We start from the raw sequence: 17,689 nt of genomic DNA, 5'->3' as shown, positions 1-17,689 counted from the left end.
TTCGCTAGGGGATTGCTATGACTCATGATCAGACGGGCGGCCTGCCCCTGACTGCCGGCCAGAAGGACATCTGGTTCGACGAGAAGCTCTCGGGCGGCGGGGCCACGTACAACACCGCGATCTACTGGGACATCCGCGGACCACTGGACCAGGACGTCTTCCGGGCCGCGCTCGCGCGCCTGGCGGAGGAGTCGGAGTGTCTGCGTGCCCGGTTCGCCGAAGTGGACGGCGAACCCTGGCAGTTCATCGAGCCGCCGGCCGAGCTCCCGCTGACCGTCACGGACGTCAGCACGGCCGAGGACCCGGCCGCGGCGGCACACGCGGCGATCCAGGACGACCTGCGTGTCCCCCTGCCGCTGGCGGCCGAGCCTCATGTGCCGCTGTTCCGGATGAGTGTCTTCACCCTCGCTGAGGACCGCACCTTCTTCTGCCTTCTCAACCACCACCTCGTCTCCGACGGGTTCAGCTATGTCATCTACTGGCAGCGGCTCTCCGCGATCTACGAGGCGATGCTCGCCGGCACCTCGCTCGACGAGGGACGCTTCCCGCCGCTGCGCACGCTGATCGAGGCCGAGGCGGCCTACGCCGGCTCGCCGCGCAGCGAACGCGACCGTGACTACTGGGAGAAGACGCTCGCCGACCGCCCCGAGCCGATCAGCCTCGCCACCCGCGACGCGGAACCGGCGCAGACCTTCCTGCGCGAGGCGGCAGTACTGCCCGAACCGACGGCGGAGCGGCTGCGCGCCGTGGCCTGGGAGTCCCGGGTCACCTGGCAGACCGTTCTGGTCGCGGCCCTCGGCTCGTACACCGGGCGCCTGACCGGCACGCACGATGTGCTGCTCTCCCTGCCCGTCACGGGCCGGGTGGGCGGCACCATGCAGCAGATCCCCGGCATGGTGGTCAACTACCTGCCGCTGCGGCTCACCCTGGAGCCCGCGACGACCCGCGACGGCCTGCTCGCCACGACGTACCGGGCGTTCTCCCAGGGACTCAAGCACCAGCGGTACCGGGTGAGCCGGATCCGTCGCGCGATGGGACTGCCGAGCGACGACCGCAGGCCGTTCGGCCCCTTCATCAACATGATGCCGCAGGTCGAGGCGCTGAGCATCGGCCCCTGCGCGGCCACCATCCACAGCCCCTCCACCGGCCTCGTCGACGACCTCGAACTCACCGTCGCGGACAAGGGAGACGCCGGGATCGGCATCGACCTCAGCGGCAACGAAGCCCGCTACACCCCTGACGACGTACGCGGTCACCTGGCCCGGTTCATCGCCTTCCTCGACCGCTTCCTGACCGCCGACGCGGACGCTCCGCTGACCGCTCTCGACGTGCTGTCCCCCGGCGAGGCGGAGGAACTGGCCACCGCGCTGACCGGCCCGCGCGGCCAGGAGCCCTACCAGGGCGTCGTGGAGAGGGTGCGGGTGAACGCCGCCGAGCGGCCCGACGCGACGGCGGTCACCGACGACCGCGGAAGCCTGACCTACGCCGAGCTCGTCGGCCGGGCCAGCGCCGCCTCCCGGCAGCTGACGGCAGGCGGACCGGTGGCCGTACTGACGGACCCCGGACGGGACTTCGTCACCGCGGAGCTCGCCGTGCTCGGCGCCGGAGGAGCCTTCCTGCCACTGGACCCGCGCGCACCGCTGGCCCGGCTGACGGAGCTCCTGAAGGACAGCGGAGCAGTCCAGGTCGTCACCGACACCGCACACCGTGCCCTCGCCGAACAGGTGGCGGCCGGACGCGGGACCGAGGACGGGATCCCCGTCCTGGTGCTGGACGGATCGCAGGACGGGGCCGAGGCCCTGGCACCCGTCACCGGCGGTCCCCTCGACCTGGCGTACGTGATCTACACATCGGGCTCCACCGGCAGGCCCAAGGGCGCGATGGTGCAGCGCGGCGGACTCGTCAACCACCTGCTCGCCAAGGTGGAGGAACTCTCCCTGGACCGCTCCGACGCGCTCGTCCACAACGCGCCCGTCACCTTCGACGTGTCCGTCTGGCAGTCCCTCGCCACGCTCCTGGTCGGCGGCCGGGTCCGTGCCGTCTCCCGTGCGGACGCGGCGGACCCGCAGGCGCTGTTCGGCATCATCGCGACCGAGCGCCTCACCGTGCTCGAAGTGGTGCCCTCGCTGCTGCGGGCGACGCTGGACGTGTGGGACACCACGGGTGGCGCGCCCTCCCTCCCCGCGCTGCGCTGGCTGATCTCCAACGGTGAGGCGCTGCCGACGGAGTTGTGCGCTCGCTGGTTCGCGCGTCATCCCGCCGTTCCCCTGGCGAACGTGTACGGCCCCACGGAGTGCTCGGACGATGTCACGCACGGATACGCGCGTTCGGCGGCCGAGATGTCCGGCGCCTCCATGCCGATCGGCCGGCCGCTGCGCGACACCCGCCTCTACGTTCTCGGCGACGACCTGCGACCGGTCCCTCGCGGTGTGCCGGGTGAGCTGTACGTGGCCGGCGCCGGTGTCGGCCGCGGCTACCTGGGTGACCCGGCCCGCACCGCCGGCACCTTCGTGTCCGACCCGTTCGCGGACGACGGCACCCGGATGTACCGCACCGGAGACCAGGTGGTGCTGCTCGCCGACGGGCAACTCGTCTTCACCGGCCGCCGTGACCACCAGGTCAAGATCCGAGGCCAGCGCATCGAGCTGGGCGAGGTCGAGTCGGTCCTGCGGAACCTGCCCGGGGTCGCGGACGCGGCTGCCGCTGCCGTGGCGGACCCGACGGGCCATCAGCGCCTGATCGGCTATGTGGTGGCAGAGGCCGATGCCCGGGGCCTGGTCGACACCGAGGCACTGCGCGACCGGATCGCCGCGGTGCTGCCCGACCACATGGTCCCCGCGGTGCTGCTGCCCCTGGAGCGGATGCCGCTCACCGCGCACGGCAAGGTGGACCGCAAGGCCCTGCCCGCACCGCAGTTCGCCGTCACGACCACCGGCCGTACCGCGGCGAGGACCCCGCAGGAGGAGATCCTCTGCCAGGTGCTCGCCGAGGTCCTCGGTGTGCCCGGCATCGGCGTGGACGACAACTTCTTCGCCCTCGGCGGCGACAGCATCAGCTCCATACAGGTGGTCGGCAAGGCTCGCAGGGCCGGGCTCGTCATCACCTCCCGCGATGTCTTCCAGTACCGCACCCCGGCAGCCATCGCCGCGGTGGCGAAGCGCACGGACCGGGTCGAGGAAGCGGAGACGGACGGCATCGGCGAGCTCGAACTGACCCCGATCGTCGACCAGTTGCGTGCCGATCTGGCCGGACTGCCCACTGCCGTCCGGGAGTTCGCCCAGTACGTCACGATCACGCTGCCCGCGGGCGCAGGTGCCGACCCCGCCCGGCTCCAGCGCGCGCTGCAGGCGGTCCTCGACCGGCACGACGCGCTGCGCACGAAACTCACCGTCCCGGTGCCGGGTCTGTGGTCCCTGGAGACGCTGCCGCACGGCGCGGTGTCCGCCACCGAGGTGCTGAGCAGGATCGAGACCGAAGGAACAGGCGCCGACCAGGACGCGCTGCTCGACGAGCAGATCGCGGCGGCCCGGGCGCGGCTCCGCCCCGAGGACGGCCTGCTGGTCCAGGCGGTGCTGCTCGACGAGGGCGAGGAGCGCGCGGCCCGACTGCTCCTGGTGATCCACCACCTCGCCGTGGACGGAGTCTCCTGGCGGATCCTGCTGCCCGATCTGCGGGCTGCCTGGGACGGCACACCGCTGAGCCCGGTCGGCACCTCCTACCGGCGCTGGGCGAAGGTGCTGTCCGAACAGGCCCGGACCACCCGTCGTACGGCGGAACTCCCGCTGTGGGACGAGGTGCTGGGCGCGGCGACGACCGAACTCGCCGACCGCCCCCTCGACCCGGCCCGGGACGTGCACGGCAGCGCGGGCCGGTTCCGCCTCGAACTGTCCCCCGCACAGACGGCCGCGGTCCTGGGCCGGGTGCCGGCCGCCTTCCACGCCGAGGTCAACGAAGTACTGCTGACCGGCTTCGCGCTGGCTCTCGCCCACCGCGGCGCGGGATCACGCGCACTCGTGGAGCTGGAGGGGCACGGCCGCGAGCCGATCGCCGACGGTCTCGATCTGTCCCGTACCGTCGGCTGGTTCACCAGCGTCTACCCGGTCGGCCTCGACGTCGGCGAGCCGGACTGGGCCGAGGTGTGGAACGGCGGGGCCTCGTGCGGCGAAGCGCTCAAGCGCGTCAAGGAGAGCCTGCGGGCCCTGCCGGACCACGGCATCGGCCACGGCCTGCTGCGCCACCTCAACCCCCAGACCGCCGCGGTGCTCGCCCGTTGCGCCGCTCCCCGGATCGGCTTCAACTACCTGGGCCGGTTCGCCACGGACAGCGGCAGCGGCGACTGGTCCATGGTGGCCGGCGCCTCCGGCCTCACCGCCGCACCGGAGACCCCGCTGCGGCATGCGCTGGAACTGGTCGCGATGACCGAGGACCGCGCGGACGGCCCCGTGCTGGTCGCCGACTGGACCTGGGCGGGCGAACTGCTGGCCGAACAAGAGGTGCACCGGCTGGCCGAGGACTGGTTCCGTGCACTGGAGGCGCTGGCCGCGCATGCCGAGCGGCCCGGGACGGGCGGCCGGACTCCCTCCGACTTCCCGCTGGTGACGCTCACCCAGTCGGAGATCGAGGCGTACGAGCGCGACATCCCGCAGCTCGACGACATCCTGCCGCTCTCCCCGCTCCAGCGCGGTCTGCTTTTCCAGGCGGAGTTCGACCGCCAGGGCATGGACGCGTACACCCTTCAGGTGATCATGGACGTGGCCGGTCCCCTGGACCGCTCCGCGTTGCGCGCCGCCGCCGAGGCGCTGCTCGACCGCAACCCGAGTCTGCGGGCCTGCTTCCGTGAACGGGACGCGGGTGACCCGGTCCAGCTGGTCGCCGGTTCCGTGGAGCCGGCCTGGACCGAAGTGGACCTCACGGACTTCTCCGGGACGGATCCGGACGCCGAGGTCCAGCGGCTGACCGACGCGGAATGGCTGGACCGTTTCGACGTCACCCGGGCGCCGCTGACCCGTTTCACGGTCTACCGGCTCGACGAACACCGGCACCGTGTGGTGTGGACCGCGCACCACATGCTGGTGGACGGCTGGTCGCTGTCCGCGGTCCTCGCCGAGGAACTCGTCACCCTGTGGGCCAATGGCGCCGACACCTCGGCACTGCCGCCGGTGGTCCCCCTGAGCGGCTATCTGCAGTGGTCGGCCGCTCAGGACAAGGCGGCCGCGCGCGAGGCCTGGCAGAAGGAGCTGGCCGGCATCGACGAGCCGACCCGGCTCGGTCCGGTCGACCGGCCGCGGGCCTCGGTGCTGCCCGGGTCCGTGGACATGGAGCTGCCCGAGGAGCTGACCTCGGCGGTGACGGCCTGGGCGACCACGCGCGGCCTGACCATGAGCACGGTCATGCAGGGCTGCTGGTCGGTCATCCTCGGCCGGCTGACCGGCAGGCAGGACGTGACGTTCGGCACGGTGGTCTCCGGGCGGGCCGAAGAAGTGCCCGGCATCGAGCGGACGGTCGGCTCCTTCCTGAGCACCCTGCCGGTACGGGTCGGTCTCGACCCCTCCCTGCCCTTCGAGGAGATGCTGGCATCGCTCCAGCAGCGCCAGCTCGACCTGGAACCCCACCACCACCTGGGTCTCGCCGAGGTGCAGCAGGGCGCCGGGATCGGTGAACTCTTCGACACCGTGGTGTCCTTCCACAACTATCCGACCGGTGTCCTCGACCGCATCGGCGAGCACATCCCCGACCTCAGCATGCTCGCCTGGGAAGCCCGGGTCATCGCCGAATACCCCTTCGCGCTCAATGTGTTCCCGGGAAGCCGGATGCGCCTGGAAGCGCAGTACCGGCCCGACATCTTCACCCCGGACGAGGCCGACGAGATCCTGCACCGCTTCGTCCGCGTGCTGGAGCAACTCGCCGCGGCGCCGGACGTCCTGCTCGGCAGGCTGGACGCGCTCAGCGGAGACGAGCACAGCCGGCTGGTCGAGGACTGGTCGGGCACTGGCGACGTCAGGTCACCGTCCGGAGAGTCGGCCACCGGGGTCTTCGAGGCACGCGCGGACCGGGCGCCGGACAAGACGGCCGTCCTGTCCGGTGCCGAAGAGGTGACCTACGCCGAACTGAACGCGCGGGCCAACCGGTTGGCCCGGCTGCTCGTCGAGCACGGCATCGGCCCCGAGCGGACCGTCGCGCTGATGCTGCCGCGCTCGCCCGAGGTGGTCGTGGCGGTGCTCGCCGTGCTGAAGGCCGGCGCCGCGTACCTGCCGGTGGACCCCGCGTACCCCGTGGACCGCATCTCCTACATGCTCGCGGACGCCCGTCCGGCGCTGCTGCTCACCGATGAGGCCACCCGGGCACGACTGGAGGAGCTGCCCGAGCCGGCGACCGAGACACTGGTCCTGGACGCGCCCGCCCGTGCGGAGCGGCTGGCCGCACTGCCCGGTTCCGATCTCACCGACGCCGACCGGACCGCCCCGCTGCGGCCGGAGAACGCGGCGTACATGATCTACACCTCCGGTTCCACAGGCCGGCCCAAGGGCGTCGTCGTGGCCCACACCGGGCTGCTCTCGATGGTCGACAGCCTCGTCGAACGCTTCGGCCTCGACGAGGACACCCGGGTGCTGCAGTTCGCCTCCATCAGCTTCGACGCCTCGGTCTGGGAGATCACGCTCGCGCTGCTCAACGGCGGCACGCTGGTGATCGCGGACGAGGAGTGCCGGGCACCCGGACAACCGCTGGTCGACCTGATCAACAACGCCCGCGTCAACCTGGCCGGACTGCCGCCCGCCGTGGTGGGCGGCCTGCCGGAGGGCAGCACGCTCCCCGCCGGCCTGCGTCTCGCGGTGGCCGGTGAGGAGGTCCCCGCCCACGTCGTCCAGCGCTGGTCCTCGAAGGTCAGGCTCTACAACGGCTACGGTCCGACCGAGGCCGTGGTGAGCTCGACCGTCGGTGGTCCGCTGGAGGGCTCCGGCCGGCCGCCGATCGGCCGGCCGACCGCCGCGCACCGGGTGTACGTCCTCGACCACCAGCTGCGGCCGGCACCGCACGGGGTCGTCGGGGAGCTGTACGTCAGCGGCGGTCTGGCCCGCGGCTACCTGGGCCGCCCCGGGCTCACCGCCCAGCGCTTCGTGGCCGACCCGTTCGGCCCCGCGGGTGCCCGGATGTACCGCACCGGTGATCTGGTGCGGTGGCTGCCGGACGGCCAGCTCGACTACGTCGGCCGCGCCGACGACCAGGTTCAGCTGCGCGGGTTCCGCATCGAGCTCGGCGAGATCTCCTCCGCGCTGCTCGCCCAGCCCGGCGTCGAGCAGGCCGCGGTGATCGTGTCGGAGGACGAGGAGGGCGACCGCCGGCTGGTGGCGTATGTCGTGGCCGCCGAGCCCGCCGTCGCGGACGGCCTGCGTGCACAGCTCGCCCGGTCGCTGCCCGACTACATGGTGCCCTCCGCGGTCGTCCCCCTGGAGGCGCTGCCGCTGACCGCGCAGGGCAAGCTCGACCGCAAGGCGCTGCCCGCACCCGGGTTCGACGACCGTCCCCGCGGCCGGGCGCCGCGCACCCCGGTCGAGGAGATCCTCTGCGGTCTGTTCGCCGACATCCTCGGGGCGTCCCAGGTCTCCGTCGACGACGACTTCTTCGACATCGGCGGCCACTCGCTCCTCGCGACCAGGCTCGTCAGCCGCGTCCGCAGCGCACTCGGCGTCGAACTGCCGATCCGCGCGCTGTTCGAGGCGCGGACGGTGGCCGCCCTGGCCGGTCACGTGGAGGCGGCGGGCCGGGCCAGGCCCCCGCTGACCCCGGCACCGAAGGACGCGCCGCTGCCGCTGTCCTTCGCGCAGCAGCAGCAGTGGTTCATCAACAGGAGCCAGGGACACACCGACGGCACGTACAACACGCCGATGGCCTTCCGGCTCTCCGGCCGTCTGAACGAAGCCGCCCTGCAGGGGGCGCTGACGGATCTGGCCGAACGCCACGAGGTACTGCGGACGGTCATCCCGGAGACCGATGGTGTGCCGTCGCTGAAGGTGCTCGACCCGGTGACGGGCGGCCCCGTGCTGCGGACCCGGACCGTCTCGGAGGCGAAGCTGGAGGCCGCCCTGACCGCCGAGGCCGACCTGGGCTTCGATCTGACCACCGAACCACCGCTGAGGGCCCGGCTGTACGCGGTCGCCGTGGACGAGTGGGTGCTGATGCTGGTCTTCCACCACATCGCCTTCGACGGCTGGTCGATCGCACCGATGCTGGACGACCTGGCGGCCTTCTACCGGGCCCGTTGCGAGGGGCGGACGGCGCGTCGGGACCCGCTGCCGGTGCAGTACGCGGACTTCGCGGCCTGGCAGCGCGATCTGCTCGGTTCGCCGGACGAGCCGGACAGCGTGGCCGCCGAGCAGCTGGCCTTCTGGCAGGACGTGCTCGCGGGGTCTCCCGAGGAACTCCGCCTGCCGGCCGACTTCCCGCGCCCCGAGACGAGCTCGTCCTCCGGCGACATGGTGATGTTCGAGCTGGAGCCCGGGCTGCACGCGGCCTTGATCGAGCTGGCCCGGCAGACCGGAACCACCGAGTTCATCGTCTACCAGGCAGCGCTGTGCACCCTGCTGACGAAACTGGGGGCCGGCACCGACATCCCGCTGGGTTCCCCGATCGCCGGACGCACCGACGAGGCGCTCGACGATCTGGTCGGTATGTTCGTCAACTCCCTGGTGCTCCGCGCGGACACCAGCGGAGACCCGAGCTTCAGGGAACTGCTCGACCGGATCCGGGAGACCGACCTGGCAGCCTTCTCCCACCAGGACGTCCCGTTCGACCAGGTGGTGGACGCGGTCAAGGCGACCCGCTCGGCGAACAGGCACCCGCTGTTCCAGGTGATGCTGAGCGTCCAGAGCCACGAGAACGCGGAGCTGGACCTCCCCGGTCTCACCGTCGAGCCCGTGTACGCCGGGTCCGACCGGGCCAAGCTCGACCTGATGCTGGAGCTGCTGCCGTGGCCGGGCGGGGGCGGTATCCGGGGACTGCTGAGCTTCAGCACCGATCTGTTCACCCGGGCCACCGCGGAACGGCTCGCAGCGCATTTCACGCAGGTGCTGCGCTCGGTGGCGGACGACCCCGACATCCGCCCGAGCGGTCTTCAGCTGCTCACCGGCGATGAGCGCGAGCGGCTGCTGCACGCCTGGCACGACCATGCCCACGAGCTGCCGGCGACGACGCTGCCCGAGCTGTTCGCCGCACGGGTGGCGAGCACCCCGGACGCGGTGGCCGTCGGATCCGGGGCCAGGGCACTCACCTACGCGGAACTGGACGCGCGGGCCAACCAGCTGGCACGCCGGCTGCTGGCCGTCGGTGCCGGTCCCGACCGGATCGTGGCGCTGGCCGTGCCGCGTGCCGTGGAGCAGACCGTCGCGGTGCTCGCGGCCCTCAAGGCCGGTACGGCTTATGTGACGGTCGCCGCGGACGAGCCGATCGGACGGATCAAGACGCTCTTCGCCGACACCGCTCCGCTGTGCGTGGTGACGACTGCCGGGCTGGCGAGCAGGCTGCGGAGCACCGGCGTCACCGCGGTGGTGCTCGACGGCTCACCGGTGCGCGGCGAGCGGACCGAACCGATCACCGACGCGGACCGCGGCACCCCGCTCCGCCCCGGACACGCCGCCTATGTGATCCGGGAGGACGACGCGGCGGGACGCCCCCGCGGCACGGTCGTCGAGCACCGTGCGGTGGTCAACCGTCTCGCGTGGGCGCTGGAACGCGAGGAGACCTCCGGCACCGGCCTCTTCGGGCCGCTGCTGTCCGGCGCCGGAGTGAGCGCGGAGGAACCCCTGCCGCAGGACTGGGCGACACCGAGGACGTACACGCCGGGCAAGGGGGTGTGGAACACCGAGGCCTATGTCCTGGACGAGTGGCTGGCCCCCGTTCCGCCGGGGCTGGTGGGCGAGTTGTACATCGGCGGAGCCGGGACGGCGCGTGGCTACGCGGGCCTGCCCCGGCAGACGGCGGAGCGGTTCGTCGCCAACCCGTACGGGCCGGCCGGCTCCCGGCTCTACCGGACCGGAGAGCGGTCCAAATGGGATGAGTCGGGCAATCTGCTGGCCCTTGACGTGCGACCGGCACCGGACCCTTCCGACGCCGGGCAGGCGACGGCGCACGAAGGACCCGATGAGCTGAGCGCGGCCGAGGAGACACTGCGCGGGATCGTCGCCGGCATCCTGGGCCTGGACGAGATCGGTGTCGACGAGAACTTCTTCGAGACGTCCGGCATGAACAGTCTGAAGTCGCTCCGGCTCGTGGCGCTGGCCCGCAAGGCCGGCCTTGAGATCACCGGCGCGGATGTCTTTGCGCACCAGACGGTCCGTTCCCTGGCCGGCACCGTCAAGGCCACCTGGGCGAACCGGCCGGACCCGGCCGCGCGGCCGGAGCCCGCAGCCGCCACCCGCCGGCAGAGCACGCAGATCATGGCGGAGGCGATCGACGAGACGAGCGGCCTGGACTTCGCCGACCCGTTCGCCACGATGCTGTGCATGAAGCCCACGGGCAGCCGCCCCCCGGTCTTCTGTGTGCACAGCGGGGTCGGATTCGCCCTGTCGTACATGCCGCTCACCCGGTACCTCGGCGCCGAGTACCCCGTCTACGGCATTCAGGCGCCGTACGTGGTGGCGGCCGGGCCGTTGCCCACGAGCATCGAGGAGAGCGCGGCCGAGTACATCCGGCTGATCAAGAAGGTCCGGCCGGAAGGGCCCTACCACCTGCTCGGCTGGTCGCTCGGTGGCCTGCTGGCCTACGAGATGGCCGTCCAGCTGCGCGCGGCAGGGGACGAGGTCGGCCTCCTGGCCAACTTCGACTCCTACCCGCGCACCGGTGCGGCGGACGAACAGCAGGAGCCGGACGAACAGGCCATGCTCGCCTGGCTGCTGGAGGGCATCGGGCACGACCGTTCGGAATTCGGGGAGCGGCCGCTGGAGGCCGGGGACGTCATCGAGGCGCTGCGCAGCGACGGCAGCCCGCTGGCCCAGATGGGGGAGGAACGCATGGCGCGCATGGTGGACCTGATGGCCAACCACCAGGTCCTGCACGCCCGTTACACACCACAGGACTACGACGGGGTGATGCGGCTCTACGCCGCCGGGCGGTCGGACTCGGGCGAGGCCGCGCCGGACCTGGCGCCGCGGTGGCGGCCGTACTTCAGCGGCACGCTCGACGTCCGCAGGATCGACTGCAACCACGACGACCTCCTCAACCCCGGCCCGCTGGCCGAGATCGGCCCGGCAATCGCCGCCGAGCTGGACCGGCTCCACCAGGACCAGGACGGGCGTGACGGGCGATGACGACGGCTACGAATACCGCTGCCGCCGGCCTCGGCCAGGGCCCGCCGAGCGCTCCGGGCGGTCTGCGGTCGGCGTTCACCGAGATGTTCGCGGTCACCGGCCGGCGGCTGCTGCACCTGCGGCGGGCTCCGGGCCGAGTGCTCGGGGTCGCGATGAGCCCCCTGGTGTCGATGGTGATGGTCGGCTACCTCTTCCGGGACGCCATCACGTTGCCTGCGGGAGGCAGTTACAGCGAGTACGTCTTCGCCGGCGGCGCGGTCCAGGTGGCGCTCGCCTGCGTCGGGCCGACCGCCGTGTCGGTGGCGATGGACCTCCAGGGCGGGCTTGTCGACCGGTTCCGATCGCTGCCCATCAGCCGCTCCGCCGTGCTCTTCGCGCACACCCTCGCCGACCTGCTGGTGGGCATGCTCGGGCTGGCCGTCGTCACCGCGGCCGGGCTGGTGCTCGGCTGGCGGCCGCACACCGGAGTCCTGCCCGTGCTGGCCGGGTTCGCGCTGATCGTGCTCCTGACCTATGTGATGCTCTGGCTCGGTGTGGCGTTCGCGATGACGCTCGGCAACGTGGAGACCATCAGCGTGGTCACGCCCTTCATCGTCATCGTGCTGCCCTTCGTGTCCAGTGCCTTCCTCGCCCCGGACACCATGCCGGCTCTGGTCCGCCCCGTCGCGGAGTGGAATCCGATCAGTGCCGTCATCGCGTCCTGCCGTGATCTGTGGGGGAACCCGGCCACGACCAGCGGCAGCTTCCCTTCCGAGCACCCCGCAGTGGTGATCGCGGTGACGCTGGGCGTGCTGTTCACGCTCTGCTTCACCGTGAGTCTGCGCCGCTACCGCACCGCGGGCTCCTGACCCAACGCCTGGTGGAGACCACCCATGACAACGCACACGCACGACCGCACGCAGTCCTCCGGGCCGGATCCGGCCGGCCTGGATCTCACCGATCCGCAGACCTTCCTCGACCACGACCCGCATGACATGTGGCGCTGGTTCAGGGAGCAGAGCCCCGTCCACTGGCAGCGGGTCAGCGGCAGCCCCATGCCCGGATTCTGGGCCATTTCCAAGTACGCCGACGTGGTCGGCATCTACCGGGACAACAAGCAGTTCACCTCGGAACGCGGCAATGTGCTGACCACCCTGCTCCAGGGGGAGGACTCGGCCTCACGCAAGATGCTGGCCGTCACCGACGGACAGCGTCACCGAGAGATCCGCAATCTGATGCTGAAGTCCTTCTCGCCGCGGGTCCTGGAACCGGTGGTGGCAGGCGTGCACCGCCGCACCCGGGAACTCGTCGGGCAGGCCCTGGAACGCGGACGGCTCGACTTCGTCACCGACGTCGCCGACCACATTCCCATCAACACCATCGGTGATCTGATGGATGTGCCGGCCGCCGACCGTGAGCGCCTCGTCGAGTGGAACACCCAGACGCTGTCCCGGCACAGCTCGGAGGACAGCGCGCTCGACGAACTGATGGCCCGCAACGAGATCCTGCTCTATTTCTCCGAGCTCGCCGCCGAGCGGCGCAAGAACCCCGGTGAGGACGTCATCAGCGTCCTGGCCACGGCCACGGTGGGCGGCAAGCCGCTGTCCGAGGACGAGATCGTCTTCAACTGCTACTCCCTCATCCTCGGCGGTGACGAATCCAGCCGGATGTCGTCCATCGGCGGTCTCATCGCGTTCAGTGAACACCCCGAGGAATGGCGGAAGCTGAAGGACGGCTCGGTCGGAGCCGACAGCGCGACCGAGGAGGTGATGCGCTGGACCACCCCCGCCATGCACTTCGGGCGCCGGGCACTGGTGGACGTTCCGCTGCGCGACGAGGTGATCAAGGCGGGTGACGTGGTCACCCTGTGGAACAGCTCCGCCAACTTCGACGAGGACGTCTTTTCGGACCCGTACGTCTTCGACATCGCGCGCAACCCCAACAAGCACGTGGCCTTCGGGCACGGTCCGCACTTCTGCCTCGGTGCCTTCCTCGGCAGGGTTCATGTCAACGCCATGGTCGAAGCGCTCCGCACGATGGTGTCCGAGATCCGGCTCGACGGGCCGCCGCAGCGGCTCTACTCCAACTTCGTCCACGGGTACAGCGGCCTGCCCGTCACGCTCACGGCTGAAGGCGCCCCGGCACCGGGCGCCCGGGGCTGACCCACGGCGCCCGGCTCCTGATGACGCCCAGCGCCCCGTCAACCGAGGAGAGTGAAGCTGTGAACCGTACGACCTCGCAGCCTCGGGCTGCCACCGTCGTCGACGCGCTGCTGGCGCGCGCGGACGGACCGGACGCCGGCAGACCGGTCTTCACCGCGCTGGACGCCGACGGGGAGCCGGCCGAGCAGCTGACAGCAGGAGCTCTCCTGGACCGGGTCCGTGCCCTGGCCGCCGCGCTGCGCGCAGTGGGCCGGGCCGGCGACCGGGTGATCGTGCCCGCGCTGCCCGGGCTCGACTTCCACGTGGGTCTGCTCGGCTGCTTCTACGCGGGGATGATCGCCGTGCCGGTTCCTCAGCTGCGTACCGGCGCCCGGCAGCGCACGACCGTCCGTGCGGAACGGCTCACGGCGATCAGCCGGGACTGCGCGCCGGTCGCGGTACTGGTGTCCACCGCCGAGGAAGCCGACGAAGCGGAAGAAGCCGAGGACACCGAGGACGCGGTGACCTGGATACCCGTACGGCAGCCGGCACGCGACGCGGCCGCGCCGGCGGGGCCTGCGGCGCTCGCACCCGCGGACACGGCCCTGCTCCAGTACACCTCGGGGTCGACCGGATCCCCTCGGGGAGTGCTCGTCAGCCATGGCAACCTCGTCGCCAGCCAGGTGGCGCTGCGCGACCGTTGCGAGATCGACTCCGAGACCACCGTGGTCAACTGGCTCCCGCTCTTCCACGACATGGGCCTGTGCACCGGGGTGGTCCTGCCCCTGGTGTCCGGGGCGGCCGCCGTCACCATGGAACCCGCCACCTTCGTCCGGGATCCGCGGATCTGGCTGCGTGCCATCGAGGCGGAGGAGGATGTGTTCGCCGCCGCTCCGGACTTCGCGTACAACCTGTGCGTACGACGCATTCCGGAGGACGAGCGGGCCCGGATCGACCTGTCCACGTGGCGGGTGGCCGCCAACGGCTCGGAGCCCGTACGCGCCTCGACGCTGCGGCGTTTCGCGCGGGCGTTCCGCCGCAGCTTCTTCCGCGAGGAGGTGTTCACCCCCGGATACGGCCTCGCCGAGTGCACCCTCACCGTCACCATGGACCGGCCGCTGTATCCGACACCGGTCCGGCACTACGAGCGGGACGCCCTCGCGGCGGGCAGGGCGACGCCGGCGTCCCCCGGCGCGGACGCGGTCGAACTGGTCGGCTGCGGCACCGCCGTCTCCGGTGTCCACGTGCGTGTCGTCGACCCGGACACCCGTCGTCCGCTGGCCGAGCGCGTCGTGGGCGAGATCTGGGTGGACGCCCCCGGGAACTGCGCCGGGTACTGGGGCCGCGACGCCGAGTCGGCCGAGGTGTTCGCGGCACGTACCGAAGGCGACCCCGCGGACGCCGACACGAGGTACGTACGCACCGGCGACCTGGGATTCCTCGACGGTGACGAACTGTTCGTCACGGGACGGCTCAAGGACGTACTGATCATCGGCGGCGAGAACTACTTCCCCCAGGACGTCGAGGCGGTGGCCGGTGCCGCCCACGCCGCCTTCGAGCACCAGCGTGCCGCCGCATGGCCGCTGGACGAGGCGCACCCCGGTGTCGCGGTCGTCGTCGAGACGAGGGAACGGGATCCGCGGGAGCTGGCCGATGCCGTACGGGCGGCCGGTATCGCGGTCGCCCGGGTGCTGCCCGCTCCGGTGAGCGTCTACGCGGTGGCCCCGAACAAGGTGCCCCGCACCACCAGCGGCAAGATCCGCCGCCGGGCCTGCGCCCAGCAGATGGCAGCGGGGCGGCTGCCGCTGCTCGCCCACTGGTCCAGCCGCTGACGGAGTGGAGAGGACGGATGGAGACGAACGGCCGGCCGATGGCCCCGCACGAAGTGTCCGAGCACGAGGTGGCCGACCACCTGATCCGGATCCTGGCGAAGCTGCTGGACCTGGCGCCCGACACCATCGACCCCGATGTGCCGCTCAGCGGCTTCGGGATCGACTCGTTGACCAGCACCCGGCTCGCAGCGGAACTGGAACGCCGGTGCGGCTTCCCGGTGGAACGCGAACTGCTGCTCGGCCGGCCGAGTGTCGCCGAGGTGGCCGAGGACGTGGTGGCAGCGCTGCGCTCCCGGCCGGCGACGGGGCGGAGTTGAGCCGGCTGCCGGCCCACGTGGTGCGGTTCGGATGATCGAGCACGTCCTGCCCCGCTCCGTCGTCGCCGTGGAACGTCGGGAAGACGTCCCGGACACAGAGCTCCTCCCCGAGGAACGGGCCGTCGTGGCCGAGGTGGGCCGGGCGCGGCGCCGGGAGTTCAGCACCGTCCGGCACTGCGCCCGCGCCGCGCTGACCCATCTGGGCGCGTCCCCCGTACCCTTGGTGCCGGACGAGTGGGGTGCCCCGCGCTGGCCGGCCGGCATCGTCGGCAGCATGACCCACTGCCGCGGATACCGGGCCGCCGCCGTGGCCCGCAGCGGCGATGTGCGCGCCCTGGGCATCGACGCCGAGCCCAACCGCCCGCTGCGCGACGGAGTCCTCGCCGCCGTGGCGCGGCCCGAGGAACGCGAACAGCTGGCCGACCTGGTACGCGCCGATGCGACGGTCTGCTGGGACCGGCTCTTCTTCTGCACCAAGGAAGCCGTGTACAAGGCATGGTTTCCCGTCGCACGCACCCCGCTGGGCGGCTTCCATGACGTCGCTGTCACCCTTCACCCGTCGAGCGGTACCTTCCACGCCCGGACCTCGGCGGGCGGTATCTGGAACGCGGCGTCCTTCCGGGGCCGTTGGTGGGCCGGTGAGGACTTGCTGCTCACCGCCGTCGCGGTGGCCTGCGGGGGCGCGGTTTGACAGTCATTCCTGACATGGCAAAGTCTCGGGTTACACATTCCGGGACGTTAGAGGTGGGCCATGACCAGCGAGGAGCTTCTGGCTGTGCTGGCTGCGGTCGGCCATGCCCAGCGCCTCCGTGTGGTCGCCGAACTCGCCGAGGGGCGGATGTACGTCAGTGAGCTGGCCCGGCGGCTCGGCATGTCACGCCCCCTGCTCTACATGCACCTGGACCGCCTGGAGAAGGCCGGCATCGTCATCGGGAGCCTGGAGCTGTCCGACGACGGCAAGGCGCTGAAGTACTTCGAACTGGCGCCGTTCGAGCTGCGCTTGAACGTCGACACGATCCTGGCGGCGCTCCGGGAGGACGCGGCCCGGGAGCAGGGCGGGGCGGACCCCGAGGACTCCGCGGACTCCTAGCGGTCCGACGGCATCACCCGGGGAGCCTGTCACCGCTTTCCGGGGGTCAGCGCCGTGTCAGCGGGGGTTCCGATGATGGCCGGGCGCCAGCCGGTCGTAGGCCACTGGCCGGCCCGAGCTGATGGGAAGGGCCGGAAGGCGCTCCTTCACATGAGTAACGGGGGCCCGATGCAGAGAATCCACTTCACCGCTGCCGACTTCGCCCGCACACGGCTGAGGACGACGGCCGGTCCGCTGACCGAGACAGCCTTCGCCCACGGCATGCTGACCCGGGGAGTCGGCACACCCTTCGCCCGGTGGCGCAGACAGGTCGCGCCGCAGCTCTCCGGCCATCGTGATGGCATGCTCCTGCCACACGTGTGGCGTGCGGCCGTCGCCCCGTACTGGCCGCGCATCGTCACCTATCTGGAATCCGAGTGCGATGTGCGTGGCAGGGTCCTCGTCGCCGGGGGAGTGGACCTGCTCCTGGGCACCCTGCACCCCAGGATCAGGTGGTGCTCCCCGGTCCTTGAGATTCCTGGCGGGCCGGACGAGGACATCCACCTCGCCGGGCGCGGACTCGTGCTCACTCCCTCCGTCTTTCTGCATCACCGGCCGGCCCAGCTGACCGAGAACCGGCAGGGAGACGGTGAGGCGACGCTCGTGTTCGCCGCGCCGCCGGACGCTCAGCGGGCGGCGGAGCTGTGGGACGAGCCCGCCGACGGACCCCAGTCGCTGGAGGCCCTGGTCGGCCCGACCAGGGCGGCCGCACTGCGGGCATTACGGACCACCTGCACCACCAGCCAGCTCGCGGACCGGCTCGGCATCTCCGCGGCCGGCGCCAGCCAGCACACCGCCGTGCTCCGCAGGACCGGCCTGATCACCACCCGTCGTATCCGCAACACCGTTCTGCACACGTTGACCTCACTGGGCGTGGCCCTCCTGGAAGGCCTGGCCGTGAGCCCGCAGCGACGGCACTGCGAGGCCGTCCCGCAGCAGATCGCCCCGAGTCCCTTCTGAACTCCGGCAGTGCACAAGCCGCAGCCGTCAC

8 protein-coding genes are annotated in these 17,689 nt (G+C 71.6%); all 8 read left to right on the top strand.

Annotated features, from left to right (window positions below; all coding sequences use genetic code 11):
- Window positions 1–17: 17 nt before the first annotated feature.
- The 8 genes from ACIGXP_RS30715 (at window position 18) to ACIGXP_RS30680 (ending at window position 17,658) form a co-directional block, all read left to right on the top strand.
- Complete coding sequence (locus ACIGXP_RS30715) at window positions 18–11,300, top strand: amino acid adenylation domain-containing protein (protein WP_399773833.1); 11,283 nt, start codon at window positions 18–20, stop codon at window positions 11,298–11,300.
- Window positions 11,297–12,148, top strand: coding sequence for an ABC transporter permease (locus ACIGXP_RS30710; RefSeq protein ID WP_363215397.1), 852 nt, complete (start codon window positions 11,297–11,299; stop codon window positions 12,146–12,148). The genes ACIGXP_RS30715 and ACIGXP_RS30710 overlap by 4 nt, the downstream gene beginning before the upstream one ends.
- Window positions 12,149–12,172: 24 nt before the next feature.
- Window positions 12,173–13,441 (top strand): cytochrome P450, encoded by a 1,269-nt coding sequence (locus ACIGXP_RS30705; protein ID WP_399773830.1) that lies wholly within the window; start codon window positions 12,173–12,175, stop codon window positions 13,439–13,441.
- Window positions 13,442–13,500: 59 nt separating this feature from the next.
- Complete coding sequence (locus tag ACIGXP_RS30700; protein ID WP_399773827.1) at window positions 13,501–15,252, top strand: fatty acyl-AMP ligase; 1,752 nt, start codon at window positions 13,501–13,503, stop codon at window positions 15,250–15,252.
- A gap of 17 nt (window positions 15,253–15,269) precedes the next feature.
- Window positions 15,270–15,569 carry an acyl carrier protein gene (locus ACIGXP_RS30695; RefSeq protein WP_363215394.1) on the top strand — a complete coding sequence of 100 codons (300 nt, stop codon included), beginning with the start codon at window positions 15,270–15,272 and terminating at the stop codon, window positions 15,567–15,569.
- A gap of 31 nt (window positions 15,570–15,600) precedes the next feature.
- Window positions 15,601–16,260 (top strand): 4'-phosphopantetheinyl transferase, encoded by a 660-nt coding sequence (locus ACIGXP_RS30690; protein WP_399773825.1) that lies wholly within the window; start codon window positions 15,601–15,603, stop codon window positions 16,258–16,260.
- Window positions 16,261–16,320: 60 nt separating this feature from the next.
- The gene (locus ACIGXP_RS30685) at window positions 16,321–16,659 is read left to right on the top strand and encodes a winged helix-turn-helix domain-containing protein (protein ID WP_363215392.1); all 339 of its coding nucleotides are present in this window, start codon (window positions 16,321–16,323) and stop codon (window positions 16,657–16,659) included.
- A gap of 168 nt (window positions 16,660–16,827) precedes the next feature.
- Window positions 16,828–17,658 (top strand): ArsR/SmtB family transcription factor, encoded by an 831-nt coding sequence (locus ACIGXP_RS30680; RefSeq protein WP_399773821.1) that lies wholly within the window; start codon window positions 16,828–16,830, stop codon window positions 17,656–17,658.
- Window positions 17,659–17,689 lie beyond the last annotated feature (31 nt).

The organism is Streptomyces sp. NPDC053069 (assembly GCF_044546895.1).
Lineage (GTDB): Bacteria > Actinomycetota > Actinomycetes > Streptomycetales > Streptomycetaceae > Streptomyces.
Note: the sequence above shows the minus strand (reverse complement) of the source record. Positions and strands in the feature narration are given on the sequence as shown.

Coding starts and splice junctions, on each gene's coding strand:
- ACIGXP_RS30715 (WP_399773833.1), top strand. CDS start 18: ATGACTCATGATCAGACGGGCGGCCTGCCCCTGACTGCCGGCCAGAAG.
- ACIGXP_RS30710 (WP_363215397.1), top strand. CDS start 11,297: ATGACGACGGCTACGAATACCGCTGCCGCCGGCCTCGGCCAGGGCCCG.
- ACIGXP_RS30705 (WP_399773830.1), top strand. CDS start 12,173: ATGACAACGCACACGCACGACCGCACGCAGTCCTCCGGGCCGGATCCG.
- ACIGXP_RS30695 (WP_363215394.1), top strand. CDS start 15,270: ATGGAGACGAACGGCCGGCCGATGGCCCCGCACGAAGTGTCCGAGCAC.
- ACIGXP_RS30690 (WP_399773825.1), top strand. CDS start 15,601: ATGATCGAGCACGTCCTGCCCCGCTCCGTCGTCGCCGTGGAACGTCGG.
- ACIGXP_RS30685 (WP_363215392.1), top strand. CDS start 16,321: ATGACCAGCGAGGAGCTTCTGGCTGTGCTGGCTGCGGTCGGCCATGCC.
- ACIGXP_RS30680 (WP_399773821.1), top strand. CDS start 16,828: ATGCAGAGAATCCACTTCACCGCTGCCGACTTCGCCCGCACACGGCTG.